Origin of the sequence: Burkholderia arboris (assembly GCF_902499125.1) — a bacterium.
Classification (GTDB): Bacteria; Pseudomonadota; Gammaproteobacteria; order Burkholderiales; family Burkholderiaceae; genus Burkholderia; species Burkholderia arboris.
The window spans coordinates 13,067-29,201 of the sequence record NZ_CABVPX010000042.1; the positions used below are offsets into that span (position 1 = coordinate 13,067).

Below are 16,135 nucleotides of genomic sequence, written 5' to 3' on the forward strand. Positions count from 1 at the left end.
GGCGCTCATCATGGAGCGGTTTAGATGACATTCTGGAATCTGTATTTCATCCTGAAGTTCGCGCTGTTCGCGACCGGGCACCTGCAGCCGTTCTGGCTCGCAAACCTCGCGTTCGCGGTGGCGCTCGTGGCAAGCGCGCCGATCCGGCAGCGCGCGTGGCGCATCGTCCGGCAGGTCGTGGCGATCGCGATCGCGGTGCCGCTGCTCGCGCGCGAAATGCATGCGCCGCCGCTGGCCCGTCTCGTCGATGCCGCGCGCGAAGTGAGCACGTTCCGCCTCGACTACTGGATGGAACTGCTGCCGCGTCTGCTGCCGCCGTTGCTGGTACTCACGGTCGTCGGCGCGCTGATCGTCTATTTCATCGTCAACCGCTGGCTGCGCGTCGCGACGTTCGTGCTGGCCGTGCTGATCGTGATGCCGCTGTGGCAGGCCGGCAGCGGGTTGATGGCACGCGTCGTCGCGCCGGCCCAGCAGCAGGCGAACGCAACGGGCGCCACGCGCGCCGACCAGCCCGAGGATCACAACGCGGCGCTCGCGACATTCCGTGCACAGGAGTCGCAGCGGCAGGTTGCGTTCGGTCATCTCGGCGACGATCCGGCCGCGCAGTTCGACGTGATCGTGCTGCACATCTGCTCGCTGTCGTGGGACGACCTCGATGCGGCCAAGGTGCGCAACCACCCGATGCTGAGCCACTTCGACTACCTGTTCACGAACTTCAGCACGGCGGCGAGCTACAGCGGCCCGGCAGCGATCCGCGTGCTGCGCGCGAGCTGCGGGCAGGAAGCGCACGCGGACCTGTACAAGCCCGCGCCGCAGCAGTGCTATCTCTTCTCGCAACTGGCGCGCGCCGGCTACTCGGTGCAGTCGCTGCTGAACCACGACGGTCATTTCGACAACTTCCTGCAGGTGATCCACGACAACATCGGCGTGCCCGATGCGCCGTTGATCTCGAACGCGGCCGCGCCCGTCGCGATGCACGCATTCGACGGCTCGGCGATCAAGGACGATTACTCGACGCTCGCGAACTGGTACGCGCAGCGCGCGTCGGTGCCGGGGCCCGTCGCGCTGTACTACAACACGATCAGCCTGCACGACGGCAACCGTGTCGTCGGCAGCTCGCTGACGAGTATCGACTCGTATCCGCAGCGCGCGACGAAGCTGATGAGCGACTTCGACCATCTTGCCGACCTGATCGCGCAATCGGGCCGTCGTGCGGTGATCGTGTTCGTGCCCGAGCACGGTGCCGCGCTGCGCGGCGACAAGAACCAGGTCGCGGGGCTGCGGGAGATCCCGACGCCGCGCGTCGTGCACGGGCCGGTCGGCGTGCGGCTCGTCGGCTTTGCGGGCAACCACGGCGCGACGACCGTGATCGACCAGCCGACCAGCTTCCTCGCGCTGTCGCAGTTGCTGTCGAACCTGGTATCGAACAGTCCGTTCAAGCCGGGCACGACCCTCGCGCAATACGCGGCGGACCTGCCGCGCACGCGGATGGTCGGTGAGAACGAGGGCACGGTGACGATGCAGACGGCCGCGGGCTACGCGGTGAAAACTCCGGACGGCGTATGGATCGACGAACAGTAATCCTTCCCGGCGACGGCGACCTCGATCGCCTGTCGCAACCGAACGACGTGATCGGTCTCGCGCGGCATCTGCCCGCGCTCGATCCCGAGCGTTATGTCGACGAGCAGGCGCGCCGCGCATTCGTCGAGTCGCTCGACCGCTGGCCGACGCTCGCGAAGCTGATGGGGTTGACGCCGTAAGCGAACGACGGCCGGCGTGGGTGCCGGCCGTCTTCGGTGGGGCGGGCGACCCCGCTTACTGCGCCTTGCGTTCCGGCTGGCGGGTCCATTCGTTTTCTTCGCCCGGTACCTTGCCGAACGTCTGAGCGGCCCAGGCAGCACGCGCCGCGTCGATCTTGGCACGCTCGCTCGAGACGAAATTCCACTCGATGAACCGCTCGCCCGGCAGGTGTGCACCACCGAGCAGCATCACGCGCGCGCCGTTCGCGCTCGCCAGCGCCACGGTCGCGCCCGGTTCGAGCACGGCCATCGTCGCGGGGGCGAGCGGCGTGCCGTCGATGCTCAGATCGCCGTCGACGAGATAGATGCCGCGTTCGTCGTGCTCCGCATCGAGCGCGAGTTGCCCGCCCGACGCAAATTCCGCATAGGCGTAGAGGGTCGGCGAGAACACGGCGACCGGCGACGTGAGCCCGAACGCGGTGCCCGCGATCACGCGCACGTTTACGCCGTTGCGCGTGAACGACGGCAGCGTGTCGGCGGCATGATGAACGAACGCGGGCGTCGTGTCCTCATGCTCGACCGGCAGTGCCACCCAGGTCTGGATCCCGTGCACCGGCTGATCGTGCGGCCGGTCTTCGTCGGGCGAGCGTTCCGAATGCACGATGCCGCGACCGGCCGTCATCCAGTTCACGTCGCCCGGCACGATTTTCTGCCGGAAACCGAGGCTGTCGTGATGCATCAGCGAGCCGTCGAACAGGTAGGTGACGGTCGCGAGCCCGATGTGCGGATGCGGCAGCACGTCGATGCCGCGGCCGGCCGGCAGCACGGCCGGGCCCATTTCGTCGAAGAAGATGAACGGGCCGACGAGGCGCGCGGCGCGTGCGGGCAGCACGCGGCGCACGACGAGGTTGCCGATGTCGCTGTCGCGCGGCGTGAGCAGGGTCTTGATCGAGGCGGACATGATGGGGACTTTGTGGTCGGTGCGGAAAGCGTCAGGCGATCGCCGTGTCGATCGTGATCGGGTGCGTGAGGATCTTGTGCACCGGGCATGCGTTGGCGATCTGCAGCAGACGCTCGCGTTGCTCGTCGGTCAGGTCGCCGTCGAGCGTGATGCGGCGCACGATCGTGCTGCCCGCGCTGCCCGATTCGTGTGCGAGCTTCACGTGCACTTCGGCGAGCGGCCAGCCTTTTCGTTGCGCATACATCTTCAGCGTGATCGCGGTGCATGCGCCGAGGCTCGACAGCAGCAGCGCGACGGGCGTCGGTGCGGCATCGCCGCCGCCGAGCGACGCCGGTTCGTCGGCGCGCCACTGGTGGACGCCATCGCTGAAGTGGACGAGGTAATCGACCGAGCCGATGCTCGCTTCGACGGACAGTTCGCTCATTGCAGTTCCAGGTGGGGAAAGGGGGCGGGGCCGGCGGCGTGGCCGGCCGGGCGTTACGGTTCGAGCAGCCGCTGCAGCCGCAGTTCCTCGAAATCGAGTTCCGATTCTATGCGGTGCAGCGTCGCGTCGTCGACCTTGCCGTCGCGATGCAGGTCGAGCAGCGCGCGCCGCGACACGCCGACGAGTTCGAGCTCGACGCGCAGCATGCGGGCCCGCACGCCGGCGGGCTCGGCGCCTTGCCGGTGCGCGCGTTCGTTGAACGTGACGCGGTTGCGGTATTCGGCGAGCAGGCGGTCGAGCGACTGGCGTTCGAGATCCGACCCGCGCTGCTCGCGCGCGTCGAGTTCGGCGAGCGCCGCGCCGAACGTGTGCGCACGCACCGCATGCTCGGACATCGTGTGGCGCGCGGCCGGGCGCAGCTTCAGCACGCGGATCAGCGGCGCGAGCGTGCCGCCCTGCACGACGAGCGTCGCGATGATCAACAGGAACGTGCTGAACAGGATCAGGTCGCGACCGGGGAAGTTGCCCGGCAGCGCGATCGCGGCCGCGAGGCTCACGACGCCGCGCATGCCCGACCAGCCGAGCACGACGGCTTCGCGCCACGACCACGGCGTGTGACCCGCGCGCGGCGCGCGCAGGCGGCCCGGCAGCCACATCGCGACGAATACCCACACGACACGCGCGCCGATCGCGGCGGCGGTGGCGGGCAGCGCGACGCGCAGGCCGGCCATCAGCACCGCGCCTTCGTGGTTCACGCGCGCGAGGATCGCGTGCAGTGCGAGACCGATCAGGATGAACACGAGGGCGTCGAGCACGAACACGATCGCTTCCCACGTCGCTTTCGCCTTGATCCGCATGTCGGCGTCGAACACGCGATGCTGGCGCACGCCGAGCACGAGGCCGCAGGTGACGACCGACAGCACGCCCGAGCCGTCGACGGCCTCCGCGATCCCGTAGCTGCCCCACGCCATCGCGAAGGTGACGACGATGCCAAGCATCGGGTCGCGCAAGCGCGGTAGCACCCAGCTCATCGCATGGCCGCACGCCAGGCCGACCGCGATGCCGATCAGCGTGAGCGAGAAGAACAGGCCGGTGGCGCTCGCGGCCGTGATCGACACCGCGAGCGCGGCCGATACGGCCATCTGGTAAAGCAGCAGGCCCGATGCGTCGTTGACGAGGCTTTCGCCTTCGAGCACCGCGACGAGCCGTGCGGGCAGCGGGTGGCGTTGCAGGATCGCCTTCGCGGCGACCGCATCGGGCGGCGACACGATCGCGCCGAGCGTGAAGCACGCGGCCCACGGCAACGCCGGGTTCGCCGCATGCACCGCGAGGGCGACCGCGACGGTCGTGAACGCCACCGCGCCGAGCGCGAGCGACGCGATCGATGCCAGTTGCTCCCGGAATTCCTTCCACGCGGTGTAGAACCCGCTCGACATCAGCAGCGGCGGCAGCACGGCCGCGAGCAGCAGCGCCGGGTCCATGTCGGGCACGCGCTTGCCGGCGATCGCGATCACGCAACCGCCGAGCAGCAGGACGACGGCCGGCGGAATCGAAATCCGTTCGGCGAGCCACGTGAGCGCGCCCGCGCCGCAAATCAACAACAGCAGGTAATGGAACAGTTCGACGTTGGTCATGCGCGGCGGGTCGTGAAAGAGGGCATCACGACGGCTTGCGGTCGTTCGTCGTGCCGCCCGGCAGCGCGCCGAACATGTGCTGGCTGCACTGCGCGTCGCGCCATGCGGTATTCAGCCGGTGGCCCGACAGCATCCGGCGCGCGACCGGCAGGATCTGTTCGCCGGCCAGCATGCCGAGCAGGCCGGTGAGCGCGATGATCGGCGGCGCCGGCGAGTTCACGCCGAGTGCGCCGTAGATGACGCCGGCGAGGATGCCGGCGAGCAGCGACAGGAAATACGGTTTCATGGTGAGCCTCCCGTGATGGCGGACGAGCGGCGCAGTGCACGTCGTCAAGGTCTTGAAAGCGTATCGGGTTTGCGTGAAGAAAAAAAGGGCGGGGCGCCCCGATCGGGCATCGATTCCGGAATCGGATCGATTCCGTTTCTTGGGTGTTCGCGCCGCGCGTTTGCGGATTAAATATTTCGAGCCGGATGACGATCCGGCGCCGACGTACCCCGGCTCCTCCCGTTTTCACGGTCGAGGCAGGCCCCCCTTTTTTCGTTCACAGGACACCTTGCGCCATGAGCAATCCGAAACTTGAAGTACTGACGCCGCAGAACAGCCAGCTGATCTTCATCGACCAGCAGCCGCAGATGGCGTTCGGCGTGCAGTCGATCGATCGCCAGACGCTGAAGAACAACGTCGTCGGGCTCGCGAAAGCCGCGAAGGCGTTCAACATTCCGACCACGATCACGACGGTCGAGACCGAGAGCTTCTCGGGCCATACGTTCCCCGAGCTGCTCGACGTGTTCCCGAACCAGAAGCTGCTCGAACGCACGTCGATGAACTCGTGGGACGACCAGAAGGTCCGTGATGCGCTCGCCGCGAACGGCCGCAAGAAGGTGATCGTCTCGGGCCTGTGGACCGAGGTCTGCAATACGACGTTCGCGCTGTGCGCGATGCTCGAAGGCGGCTACGAGATCTACATGGTGGCCGACGCATCGGGCGGCACGTCGCAGGCCGCGCACGATTTCGCAATGCAGCGGATGGTGCAGGCCGGTGTCGTGCCCGTCACGTGGCAGCAGGTCGTGCTCGAGTGGCAGCGCGACTGGGCGCGCCGCGATACGTACGACGCGGTGATGTCGCTCGTGCGCGAGCACTCGGGTGCGTACGGGATGGGGGTCGACTACGCATACACGATGGTCCACAAGGCAGCGCAGCGCACCGCGACGCCGCACGAGTCGCTCGCGGCAGTCCCGGCGAAGTAACGCCGCCGGCTGCGATCGTCGCGCGGGATGCGGCGATCGCCTGCCATCGGCCATCGCGCGATCAGGTGTTGGGCAGCGCCCACGGCGCGTGCGCGAAGTGCTCCGCGAGGAAGTCGAGCAACACCGTCACGCGCGCGGCGCGCAGCATGCCGGGCGGCGTGACGAGGTTCACGTTGATGTCGGCGATCTTCCAGTCGTTCATCACTTCCTCGAGCTCGCCGCGCTGCATCGCATCCCACACGAGGAATTCGGGCTGCAGTGCCAGGCCGTGACCGGCGACGAGCGCGGGAAGGATCACGTCCGCGTTGTTGGTGCGAATCCGTCCGTGGACGGACACGCCGACTTCGTCACCCGAGGCCGGGTGACGGAAGCGCCAGTGCTCGGGTGTCGGCAGGTTCGTGTAGGTGAGGCACACGTGCTGTTCGATGTCGCGCGGGTGCGCGGGGCGGCCGCGCCGGTCGAGGTAAGCCGGGGCCGCGACGAGCGGCCGGCGTACTGCGCAGAGGCGGCGCGAGCGCAGCGACGAATCGTTGAGTTCGGCGATGCGGATCGCGACGTCGAAGCCGCCGGACACGATGTCGACGATGTGGTCGGTGAGCACGAGGTCGATGTCGATGCGCGGATAGCGTTCGAGAAACGCGGGCAGCACCGGCGACAGGTGGCGTAGCCCGAACGACATCGGCGCGTTCACGCGCACGAGGCCGTGCGGTTCGAGCGCCTGCGCGGACGCTTCGTTCTCGATCAGCTCCGCGTCGGCGAGCAGGCGGATCGCGCGGTCGCGCAGCAGTTCGCCGGTCGGCGTGAGCGACAGCTTGCGCGACGTGCGGTACAGCAGCATCGCGCCGAGACGCTTTTCGAGGCGCGCGATCGCCTTCGACACGGTCGGTTGCGACACGCCGAGCAGGTCGGCGGCTTTCGCGAACGAACCGGTCTCCGCGACGCGCGCAAAGATGGCCCAGGCTTCGAGATCAGGAAGGAGTTGCATGGTCGGAATGAATGGCAGGGAAGCGAAACGGATGCGACGTGCCGCGAAGGCGGGCGCGCGATGCAGGTGATTCTAATCCGGCCGGGAGAAAAATCGTTATGGAATCGTATCTACTTTCGTTGGGCGCCGGCGTGTTGATCGGCGTCGTATACAGCGTGATCAAGGTGCGCTCGCCGGCACCGCCGCTGATCGCACTGGTGGGCCTGGCCGGCATGCTGGTCGGCGCGCAGGCGATTGCGCCGGTCCGTCACTGGCTCGGCTTCTGACCGCATCGAGGACACTTCATGAGCGCAACCGATACTCAACCCGATCTCATCCTGCACAACGGGCGCATCACGACGCTCGATCGTGCGAACCCGGTCGCGACGGCCGTCGCGATCAAGGACGGCCGCTTCGTCGCGGTCGGCGGCAACGCGGACATCGTACCGCTCGCAGGCCGCGCGACGCAGGTCGTCGACCTCGATGGCCGTACCGTGCTGCCGGGCCTGATCGACAACCACACGCACGTGATTCGCGGCGGCCTGAACTACAACCTCGAACTGCGCTGGGACGGCGTGCGTTCGCTCGCGGTCGCGATGGAGATGCTGAAGCGCCAGGTCGCGATCACGCCCGCGCCGCAGTGGGTGCGCGTGGTCGGCGGCTTCACCGAGCACCAGTTCGCCGAGAAGCGCCTGCCGACGATCGACGAACTCAACGCGGTGGCACTCGATACGCCCGTGTTCATCCTGCACCTGTACGACCGCGCGCTGCTGAATGCGGCCGCGCTGCGGGTGGTCGGCTATACGAAGGACACGCCCGAGCCGCCGGGCGGCACGATCCTGCGCGACGCAGCAGGCAACCCGACCGGGCTGCTGCTCGCGAACCCGAACGCGACGATCCTCTACGCGACGCTCGCGAAAGGACCGAAGCTGCCGTTCGACTATCAGTACAACTCGACGCGCCACTTCATGCGCGAGCTGAACCGGCTCGGCGTGACGGGCGTGATCGATGCGGGCGGCGGCTCGCAGAATTATCCCGACGATTACGAAGTGATCCGCAAGCTGCACGACGCGGGCGAGATGACGGTGCGGATCGCGTACAACCTGTTCACGCAGAAGCCGAACGCGGAGAAGGAAGACTTCGTGAACTGGACGAAGAGCGTCACGTATCACGACGGCACCGACTACTTCCGCCACAACGGCGCGGGCGAGATGCTGGTGTTCTCGGCGGCCGACTTCGAGGATTTCCGTGTCGCGCGGCCGGATCTGCCCGCGCAGATGGAAGACGATCTCGAAGGCGTCGTGCGCGTGCTCGCCCAGAACCGCTGGCCGTGGCGCATGCATGCGACGTACGACGAAACGATCAGCCGCGCGCTCGACGTGTTCGAGAAGGTGAACCGCGATATTCCGCTCGACGGACTGAACTGGTTCTTCGATCATGCGGAGACGGTCTCCGATCAATCGATGGACCGGATCGCCGCGCTCGGCGGCGGCATTGCCGTGCAGCACCGGATGGCATACCAGGGCGAATACTTCGTCGAGCGTTACGGCGCGCAGGCGGCCGAGGCGACGCCGCCCGTCGCGAAGATGCTCGACAAGGGGCTCAAGGTGTCGGCCGGCACCGACGCGACGCGTGTCGCGTCGTACAACCCGTGGGTGTCGCTCGCGTGGCTCGTGACGGGCAAGACGGTCGGGGGCTTGCGGATGTATCCGCGGCGCAACCTGCTCGATCGCGAGACCGCGCTGCGCATGTGGACCGAGTACGTGACGTGGTTCTCGAACGAGGAGGGGAAGAAAGGGCGGATCGCGGTCGGTCAGCTTGCCGACCTGATGGTCCCGGATCGCGATTTCTTCACATGCGCGGAGGACGATATCGTGGACACGTCCGCGCTGCTGACGGTGGTCGGCGGCAAGATCGTGTGGGGCGCGGGGCCGTTCGCATCGCACGACGCGCCGATTCCGCCCGCGATGCCCGACTGGTCGCCGGTGCGCGAGTATGGCGGTTACGGCGGTTGGGGGGCGACGCGGCGCAACGGCGCACCGCTGCAGCGTGCAGCAGCGGCGGCCGCCGCGTGCGGCTGTTCGAGCGCGTGCAACGTGCACGGCCATGCGCATGCCGGTGCGTGGGGGCGTGCGTTGCCGACGTCGGATGCAAAGGGCTTCTGGGGCGCGTTCGGCTGTTCGTGCTGGGCGGTCTGACATGGCGACTCCGACCCATTCCGTCGGCGTCGGCAACCCGGCGTGGGTGCGCATGCTGCTGGCGCGGCCGGCGGTCCTGCCGCTCGTGCGTCTGGCGCTGGTGTCCGCGTACCTGATCGGCGGCGTCGCGAAGGCGCTGGACTTCGACGGCGCGGTTGCGGAGCAGGCGCATTTCGGTCTGCATCCGGCCGCGCTGTGGGCGGCGCTCGCGATCGCGGTCGAGATCGCCGGCTCGCTGTGCGTGGTGTTCAACCGCTTCACGTGGCTCGGCGCCGGCAGCCTCGGCATGTTGACGCTGGTCGCGATGGCGGTGGCGAACGACTTCTGGAACCGCACGGGCGCCGAGCACTTCATGGCGCTCAACAGCTTTTTCGAGCATCTCGGACTGATCGCGGCACTCGTGCTCGCGACGCTGCTTGCCGATACGAAGCACGCGGCCGGCGACGGCCGCACCACTCGATGACGATAAAACAACCAGGAAACCCCTTCATGAAAATCATTCGTTCCGTGTTGCTCGCCGCGATGATCGCGGGCGGTCTCGCCGTCGCGCCTGTCGCATTCGCGAAGACGCCGGTCGCAAAGGCCGTCACGACACCGGCCGTCGCGGTCGGCCCGCAGTACGACACGACGCACGTGTGCGTGTCGCCCGACGATTTCGACCGTTTCACCGACAGCTTCGTCGCGACGTTCGGCGGCAAGAAATCGAAGCAGGGCGTATTCCAGGTCACGCCGACGCCGAGCCAGACGATGTCGCAGCTCGTGCTCACGCCGGTCGGCACGATCTCGGTGTTCGGTTTCAAGACGCCGATCCCGTATCCGTTCTGTGCGGAGCGCACCGGCTATCTCGTCACCGATCTCGACGTCGCGGTGAAGTCGGCGCGCGCGCACGGCGCGGACGTGGTCGTCGACACGTTCCCCGATCCGATCGGGCGTGACGCGATCATCCGCTGGCCGGGCGGCGTGAACATGCAGCTGTACTGGCATACCGAAGCGCCGCACTACGACGCGCTGGAGACGGTGCCCGAGAACCGCGTGTATGTGTCGCCGGAAAGCGCCGACACGCTCGTGCGCGACTTCGTCGCGTTCTCGCACGGCAAGGTCGTGTCCGACGTGCGCAACGCGCCGGGTGTCGAGATCGGCCGGCCGAACGACACGTACCGACGCATCCGCATCGAATCGGGCTTCGGCAAGATGACCGTGCTCGCCACCGACGGCCATCTGCCTTACCCGTTCGGCCGCGATATGACGGGGTACGAAGTGCCCGATCTCGCCGCGACGCTGAAGAAGGCGCAGGCCGCGGGCGTGACCGTGCTCGTGCCGGCGTTCACGTCGGCCGGCCGCGACGCGGCGCTCGTCCAGTTCCCGGGCGGCTACGTCGCCGAGATCCACGCGGGCGCAGCGCGATGAAGCACGAGGACACGATCCTTGCGGCGGTGGCCGGATTCGTCGACACGCTGAGCTTCGTCGCGCTGTTCGGGTTGTTCACCGCGCACGTGACGGGCAACTTCGTGCTGATCGGCGCAGGCATCGCGGGCTTCGGCCAGGGTGTCGTGCTGAAGCTCAGCGTGTTTCCCGCATTCGTGTGCGGCGTGATCGCGAGCAGTCTGATCGCGCGGTCGATGTCCGCGCGGCCTGCGTGGCAGGGCACACGTGCGCTGCATGCGGTGCAGGCCGTGCTGCTGCTCGGTTTCTGCGCGGCCGGCGTGTGGGCGACGCCCGTCACGCAGCCCGACAGCCTGCCGGCGCTCGTGGCCGGTATCGTCGGCACGTTCGCGATGGGCGTGCAGAACGCGCATCCGCGCGTGATCCCGCGTGCCGGCGTGCCGAACACCGTGATGACCGGCAACGTCACGCAGGCGATCCTCGACGTCGTCGACATGCTGTCCGCCGGCACGGCCGACAACGTGCGCGCGGCCGCACGCGCGCGCTTCGCGAAGATGCTGCCGGCGATCGTCGCGTTCGCGCTCGGCGCGGCGTGCGGTGCGCTCGGGTTCCGCTACGTCGGGTTTCTGGCGCTGCTCGCGCCGGTCTGCGCGCTGGCGGCGCTCGCGCTGTGCGCGTCGCAAGGAGCCGGCACCGTCAAGCAGGAGCGCGCATGAGCCGGTGGCGGGAACGGAATCGCCGCGCGCGCCGCTTCGGCCGTGCGGCACGTGCGTCGGTCGTCGCAGGTCTGCTGATCGCGGGGGCCGATGCTGTGTTCGCGGCCACCGCAACGGCAACGGCAACGGCAACGGCAACGACAGCGGCACCGGCACCGGCACCGGCCTCTGACGGCACCGCGTCGACGTGTACGGCCAAGCGGCCGACCGTACTGTTCAACCGCTGGCAGGAAGACTGGTCGGTGCTCGCGAATCCATGCGTGCCGCGCGCGCCGCTCGACGGGTTGAAGTACATTCCGCTCGGCAACGATCCGGCCTCCTATCTGTCGCTCGGCGTGAACCTGCGCGAGCGCCTCGAAACGAACGACGCGCCGCTGTTCGGCATCGGCTCCGCTCAATCGGATACGTACCTGATCCAGCGCGTCGAAGTGCATGCCGATGCGCATCTCGGCCAGCACTGGCAGTTCTTCGTGCAGTTGCAGGACGATCGCGCGTACGGCAAGAACACCATCTCGCCGGTCGACAGGAATCCGCTCGATCTCGAACAGGCGTTCGCGACCTACACGGGCGCGCTCGGCGGCGGCACGTTCAAGTTCCGCGTCGGCCGTCAGGAGATGGCGTTCGACCTGCAGCGCTTCATCGCCGCGCGCGACGGCCCGAACGTGCGGCAGGCGTTCGATGCGGTGTGGGCGGACTACGAGTACCAGAAGTGGCGTTTCATCGCGTATGCGACGCAGCCGGTGCAGAACCGCACCGTGTCCGCATTCGACGACGTGTCGAACCGCGACCTCACGTTCAGCGGCGTGCGTTTCGAGCGGCAGTCGGTCGGGCCCGGCGACCTGTCGGGCTACTGGTCGCGCTACAACCGCGGCAACGCGCGCTTTCTCGACGCGAGCGGTGCCGAGCGGCGCGACGTATGGGACGTGCGTTACACCGGTACGCAGGGCCGCTTCGACTGGGACTTCGAAACGATGCTGCAGACGGGCACGGTCGGCAGCAGCTCGATCCGCGCGTGGGCAGTGGGCTCGATCGCCGGCTACCGGCTCGACGCGCCGTGGTCGCCGCGCGTCGCGCTGCAGGTCGATGCGGCGTCGGGTGACCGCAATCCGCACGACGGCCGCGTCGGCACGTTCAACCCGCTGTTTCCGAACGGCTATTACTTCACGCTGGCGGGCTTCACGGGCTACTCGAACCTGATCCACGTGAAGCCGTCCGTGACGCTGAAGCCGTCGCCGAACCTGTCGCTGCTCGGCGCGCTCGGCTTCCAGTGGCGCGAGACGACCGGCGACGCCGTCTACCAGCAAGGCAACGTGGTGGTGCCGGGCACGGCAGGCAAGGGCGGGTTGTGGACGGGGATGTACGTGCAGCTGCGCGCGGACTGGACGATCGCCGCGAACCTGATCGGTGCGATCGAGGCCGTGCATTTCCAGGTCGGCGATGCGATCCGGCAGGCGGGCGGGCACAATGCCGATTACGTCGGTGTCGAGCTCAAGTACGGCTGGTAACCGGCACGCGTGCGCATGAAAAAGGGCGGCCCGGAGGCCGCCCTTCGTGCGCTCGGGCCGGCGATGCCGCCGGCCCGTTCGTCGCGATGCCGTTACAGGTTCGGCGACAGCGCGAGCGCGTTCGTCAGGTCGCCCATCGGCTGGCCGCCGTTCGCCTTCAGCGCGTCGTCGCGCTGCTGCAGGCCCGCGAGGCGCGGCAGCGAGAAGCGGCGCGTGATGAAGCGCAGGATCGACGCGGTGTCGTACTGCGTGTGGTCGACGAAACCCTTCTTCGAGAACGGCGACACGATCAGCGCCGGAATACGCGTGCCCGGGCCCCAGCGATCGCCCTTCGGCGGCGACACGTGATCCCAGAAGCCGCCGTTTTCGTCGTACGTGACGACCACGACCATGTTCTTCCACTGCGGGCTTGCCTGCAGGTGGGCGATCAGGTTCGCGATGTGCTGGTCGCCGCTCGACACGTCCGTGTAGCCCGCGTGTTCGTTCAGGTTGCCCTGCGGCTTGTAGAACGCGACTTGCGGCAGCGTGCCCGCGTCGATCGCCTTGATGAACTCGCTGCCGTCGGTGCCGCCGTCGAGCAAGTGCTGCGCGCGGCTCGTGCTGCCCGGCGCCTGATTCGCGTAGTAGTTGAACGGCTGGTGGTGCGGCTGGAAGTTCGGCGCCGTCATGTTCGGGCCGTAGATCACGTTGGCCGTGCCGCTTTGCGCGGCCTGCAGTGCCTGGTTCCATGCACCGCCGTACCATGCCCACGACACGCCGGCGTTGGTCATCAGGTCACCGATGTTCTGCTGCGACTGCGGCGGCAGCGTCGACGCGGCCGACGGATCGGCGAGGTTCGGATTGCCGCCGGAAGCCGCCTTGTTGCCGCTCGGCTGATACGGCGGCTGCATCGTGTTGATCGCGTAGAAGTCCGGCGTCAGGTTGCCCGAGTTCACGAACTTCGGAATGCCGTCGAGTGCGGACGCCGGCGAGTTGGTCGCGAGCTGCAGCGACTTGCCGTCGGCGGCGACGGCCGAGATCGACCCCGCGGCCGGGCTCTTGTCCGCATTCGCGTAGAACGGCGCGCAGGCGCAGATCAGGTACTGGTGGTTCAGGAACGAGCCGCCGAACGCGCCCATGAAGAAGTTGTCGGCCAGCGTGAACTGCTGCGCGATCTTCCACAGCGGCAGCTTCGTCGCGTCGGGCGTGTAGTGGCCCATCACGAGGCCGCCGGAGTCGGCCCAGGCGGCGAACATGTCGTTCTTGCCGCCGTTGATCTGCATCTGGTTCTCGTAGAAGCGGTGATACAGGTCGCGCGTCGTCACGCTCATCGGCGTGTTGAAGCCGCTCGGATCGTCGATCGCGAACGGTGCGTTCGGCAGGTTCGCCGTCATCGCTTCCGTCACGGCCGGCGTCACGCCCTTCGCGGTCAGGCCGCCCCAGACCTTCGGCAGCGTCGCGAGCGGCTGGCCGTTGCGGTCCTTCTGCTGCGCGCTGGCCGCGGTCACGTTCTGCAGACCGTTCGCGCCCGGGAAGTTGCCGTACAGGTTGTCGAAGCTGCGGTTTTCCGCGTAGATGACGACGACGTTCTTCACCGTCGACAGGCCCTGCTGCTGCACGTCGTCTCCGCCGCAGGCGGTGAGGGCGGCGGCCGCGGCTACGGCGATCGGTGTAAAGCGAATCCAGGCGTGGTTTTTCATCCGTTGTACTCTCTATCTCTCTCTTGTCGCGTGGGGAACCGGCGCATTCGTGTACCGCCGGTTCGCGAGGTGACCGTGGCATGTCCGGCTGCACGCATTTTGAGGGTGCGATTTGACAGGCGGGTGTAGGCGTCCTTTCGATTAGCTGTCGGCGAGGCGTCATGTAACGGTCATGCGGCTGACATAAACTCCGGCCGCTCATGAACCCACTTTCCGACGAATCGATGAAGCCTCGCCAACCGACAGCCGGCGCGTTCGCGCGTTCGTGGCTGCATCTCGCCGGCGCATTCGCGCTGGCCACCACGCTCGTCACCCTTGCCGGCTGTGACGGACAGCCCGGTGCCGGCACGCCGTCCGCGCAAGCCGCCAGCGCGGCGAGTGCGCCGGGCGCTGCGAGCCTGGTTGCGTCCGCAACGGTTGCCGCGAGCGGCGCCGTGGTCGCGACGAACCAGCCGCAGACGCGGGCACAAGTTTACGAAGGCGTGCGCCGGATGACGGCGCTCGGCAAGCAACTTTTCTTTGACCCTACGCTGTCAGGTTCCGGCAAGCTGGCGTGTGCGTCCTGCCACAGCCCCGATCACGCGTTCGGGCCGCCCAATGCGCTCGCCGTGCAGTTCGGCGGCGACGACATGAAGCGGCCGGGCTTTCGTGCGGTGCCGTCGCTGAAGTACCTGCAGGGCGTGCCGCAGTTCACCGAGCACTTCCACGATTCCGACGACGAAGGCGACGAGAGCGTCGACGCGGGCCCGACGGGCGGCCTCACGTGGGATGGTCGCGTCGATACGGGCGCCGAGCAGGCGCGCATTCCGCTCACGTCGCCGTTCGAGATGAACAGCTCGCCCGCGAAGGTCGTGCAGGCCGTGAAGGCTGCGCCGTATGCGGACGAGTTCCGGGCGGTGTTCGGCGTGAAGGTGCTCGACGACGACGCGGCCACGTTCAAGGCCGTGTTGCGCGCGCTCGAAACGTTCGAGCAGACGCCCGAGCTGTTCTCGCCGTATACGAGCAAGTACGACGCGTATCTCGCGGGCCGTGCGCAGCTCACGCCGGCCGAGCTGCGCGGGCTGCAGCTGTTCAACGACGAGAAGAAGGGCAATTGCGCGAGCTGCCACATCAGCCAGCGCGCGCTCGACGGCACGCCGCCGCAGTTCAGCGATTTCGGGCTGATCGCGATCGCGGTGCCGCGCAACCGCGCGCTGCCCGTCAACCGCGACCCGCGCTTCTTCGATCTCGGCGCGTGCGGCCCCGAGCGCACCGACCTGAAGGGCCGCGACGAATTCTGCGGACTGTTCCGCACGCCGTCGCTGCGCAACGTCGCGCTGCGCAAGACCTTCTTCCACAATGGCGTGTATCACACGCTCGAGGACGTGATGCGCTTCTACGTCGAGCGCGACATCCATCCGGAGAAGTTCTACCCGGTCGTGCACGGCAAGGTGCAGATCTACGACGATCTGCCGAAGCGCTACTGGTCGAACATCAACCGCGAAGCGCCGTTCGACCGCAAGCGCGGCGAGCCGCCGGCGCTGAACGCGGCCGAGATCAAGGACGTGATCGCGTTCCTCGGCACGCTGACTGACGGATATCCGCAAACGGCCGCGCCGGCCGGGCACTAGACATTGCAGCACGCATGCTATGCTCGCTCGCTGACGGGCGCGGTGCGTGCCGGTTCGCCGGCCTGCACCGCGCC

The 16,135-nt window shown here is 67.8% G+C and carries 16 protein-coding genes; 10 read left to right on the forward strand and 6 right to left on the reverse strand.

The window, feature by feature from the left end; all coding sequences use genetic code 11:
• Positions 1-24 precede the first annotated feature (24 nt).
• A complete protein-coding gene (bcsG, locus tag BLA15945_RS33780; protein ID WP_059234859.1) occupies positions 25-1,581 on the forward strand; it encodes a cellulose biosynthesis protein BcsG in 1,557 nt (518 codons plus the stop codon).
• The gene (locus BLA15945_RS33785; RefSeq protein ID WP_059234857.1) at positions 1,563-1,760 is read left to right on the forward strand and encodes a hypothetical protein; all 198 of its coding nucleotides are present in this window, start codon (positions 1,563-1,565) and stop codon (positions 1,758-1,760) included. Before bcsG ends, BLA15945_RS33785 begins: the two co-directional genes overlap by 19 nt.
• A gap of 55 nt (positions 1,761-1,815) precedes the next feature.
• On the opposite strand, the gene BLA15945_RS33790 is transcribed toward BLA15945_RS33785, so the two are convergent.
• From BLA15945_RS33790 to BLA15945_RS33805, 4 genes are read right to left on the reverse strand one after another with little or no spacing between them, the layout of a single operon-like run.
• Positions 1,816-2,700, reverse strand: a complete 885-nt coding sequence (locus tag BLA15945_RS33790) for a pirin family protein (RefSeq protein ID WP_174994394.1) — start codon at positions 2,698-2,700, stop codon at positions 1,816-1,818.
• Between the two features lie 31 nt (positions 2,701-2,731).
• Positions 2,732-3,124 carry an OsmC family protein gene (locus tag BLA15945_RS33795; RefSeq protein WP_059234854.1) on the reverse strand — a complete coding sequence of 131 codons (393 nt, stop codon included), beginning with the start codon at positions 3,122-3,124 and terminating at the stop codon, positions 2,732-2,734.
• Between the two features lie 53 nt (positions 3,125-3,177).
• Positions 3,178-4,758 (reverse strand): cation:proton antiporter, encoded by a 1,581-nt coding sequence (locus BLA15945_RS33800; RefSeq protein WP_174994395.1) that lies wholly within the window; start codon positions 4,756-4,758, stop codon positions 3,178-3,180.
• Between the two features lie 25 nt (positions 4,759-4,783).
• Positions 4,784-5,044, reverse strand: a complete 261-nt coding sequence (locus tag BLA15945_RS33805) for a XapX domain-containing protein (protein WP_034186741.1) — start codon at positions 5,042-5,044, stop codon at positions 4,784-4,786.
• A gap of 275 nt (positions 5,045-5,319) precedes the next feature.
• Here BLA15945_RS33805 and BLA15945_RS33810 point away from each other — a divergent pair, with 275 nt between their 5' ends.
• Positions 5,320-6,006: a hydrolase gene (locus BLA15945_RS33810; protein ID WP_174994396.1), complete on the forward strand. Its 687-nt coding sequence runs from the start codon at positions 5,320-5,322 to the stop codon at positions 6,004-6,006.
• A 61-nt stretch (positions 6,007-6,067) separates the two neighbouring features.
• Here the strand turns inward: BLA15945_RS33810 and BLA15945_RS33815 are convergent, their stop codons facing one another.
• Positions 6,068-6,991, reverse strand: a complete 924-nt coding sequence (locus BLA15945_RS33815) for a LysR family transcriptional regulator (RefSeq protein ID WP_174994397.1) — start codon at positions 6,989-6,991, stop codon at positions 6,068-6,070.
• Positions 6,992-7,089: 98 nt separating this feature from the next.
• Here BLA15945_RS33815 and BLA15945_RS33820 point away from each other — a divergent pair, with 98 nt between their 5' ends.
• From BLA15945_RS33820 to BLA15945_RS33845, 6 genes are read left to right on the forward strand one after another with little or no spacing between them, the layout of a single operon-like run.
• Positions 7,090-7,257: a DUF1427 family protein gene (locus tag BLA15945_RS33820; RefSeq protein ID WP_048244185.1), complete on the forward strand. Its 168-nt coding sequence runs from the start codon at positions 7,090-7,092 to the stop codon at positions 7,255-7,257.
• 18 nt (positions 7,258-7,275) lie between these two features.
• The gene (locus BLA15945_RS33825; RefSeq protein ID WP_174994398.1) at positions 7,276-9,168 is read left to right on the forward strand and encodes an amidohydrolase; all 1,893 of its coding nucleotides are present in this window, start codon (positions 7,276-7,278) and stop codon (positions 9,166-9,168) included.
• 1 nt (position 9,169) lies between these two features.
• A complete protein-coding gene (locus tag BLA15945_RS33830) occupies positions 9,170-9,631 on the forward strand; it encodes a DoxX family protein (protein ID WP_174994399.1) in 462 nt (153 codons plus the stop codon).
• A 26-nt stretch (positions 9,632-9,657) separates the two neighbouring features.
• Positions 9,658-10,575, forward strand: coding sequence for a glyoxalase (locus BLA15945_RS33835; protein WP_059234842.1), 918 nt, complete (start codon positions 9,658-9,660; stop codon positions 10,573-10,575).
• Positions 10,572-11,267 carry a YoaK family protein gene (locus BLA15945_RS33840; RefSeq protein WP_174994400.1) on the forward strand — a complete coding sequence of 232 codons (696 nt, stop codon included), beginning with the start codon at positions 10,572-10,574 and terminating at the stop codon, positions 11,265-11,267. The genes BLA15945_RS33835 and BLA15945_RS33840 overlap by 4 nt, the downstream gene beginning before the upstream one ends.
• The gene (locus BLA15945_RS33845) at positions 11,264-12,772 is read left to right on the forward strand and encodes an alginate export family protein (protein ID WP_174994401.1); all 1,509 of its coding nucleotides are present in this window, start codon (positions 11,264-11,266) and stop codon (positions 12,770-12,772) included. Before BLA15945_RS33840 ends, BLA15945_RS33845 begins: the two co-directional genes overlap by 4 nt.
• Positions 12,773-12,864: 92 nt before the next feature.
• On the opposite strand, the gene BLA15945_RS33850 is transcribed toward BLA15945_RS33845, so the two are convergent.
• Positions 12,865-14,451, reverse strand: a complete 1,587-nt coding sequence (locus BLA15945_RS33850) for an acid phosphatase (RefSeq protein ID WP_174994402.1) — start codon at positions 14,449-14,451, stop codon at positions 12,865-12,867.
• A 224-nt stretch (positions 14,452-14,675) separates the two neighbouring features.
• Here BLA15945_RS33850 and BLA15945_RS33855 point away from each other — a divergent pair, with 224 nt between their 5' ends.
• Positions 14,676-16,061 (forward strand): cytochrome-c peroxidase, encoded by a 1,386-nt coding sequence (locus BLA15945_RS33855; protein ID WP_174994403.1) that lies wholly within the window; start codon positions 14,676-14,678, stop codon positions 16,059-16,061.
• Positions 16,062-16,135: the final 74 nt, after the last annotated feature.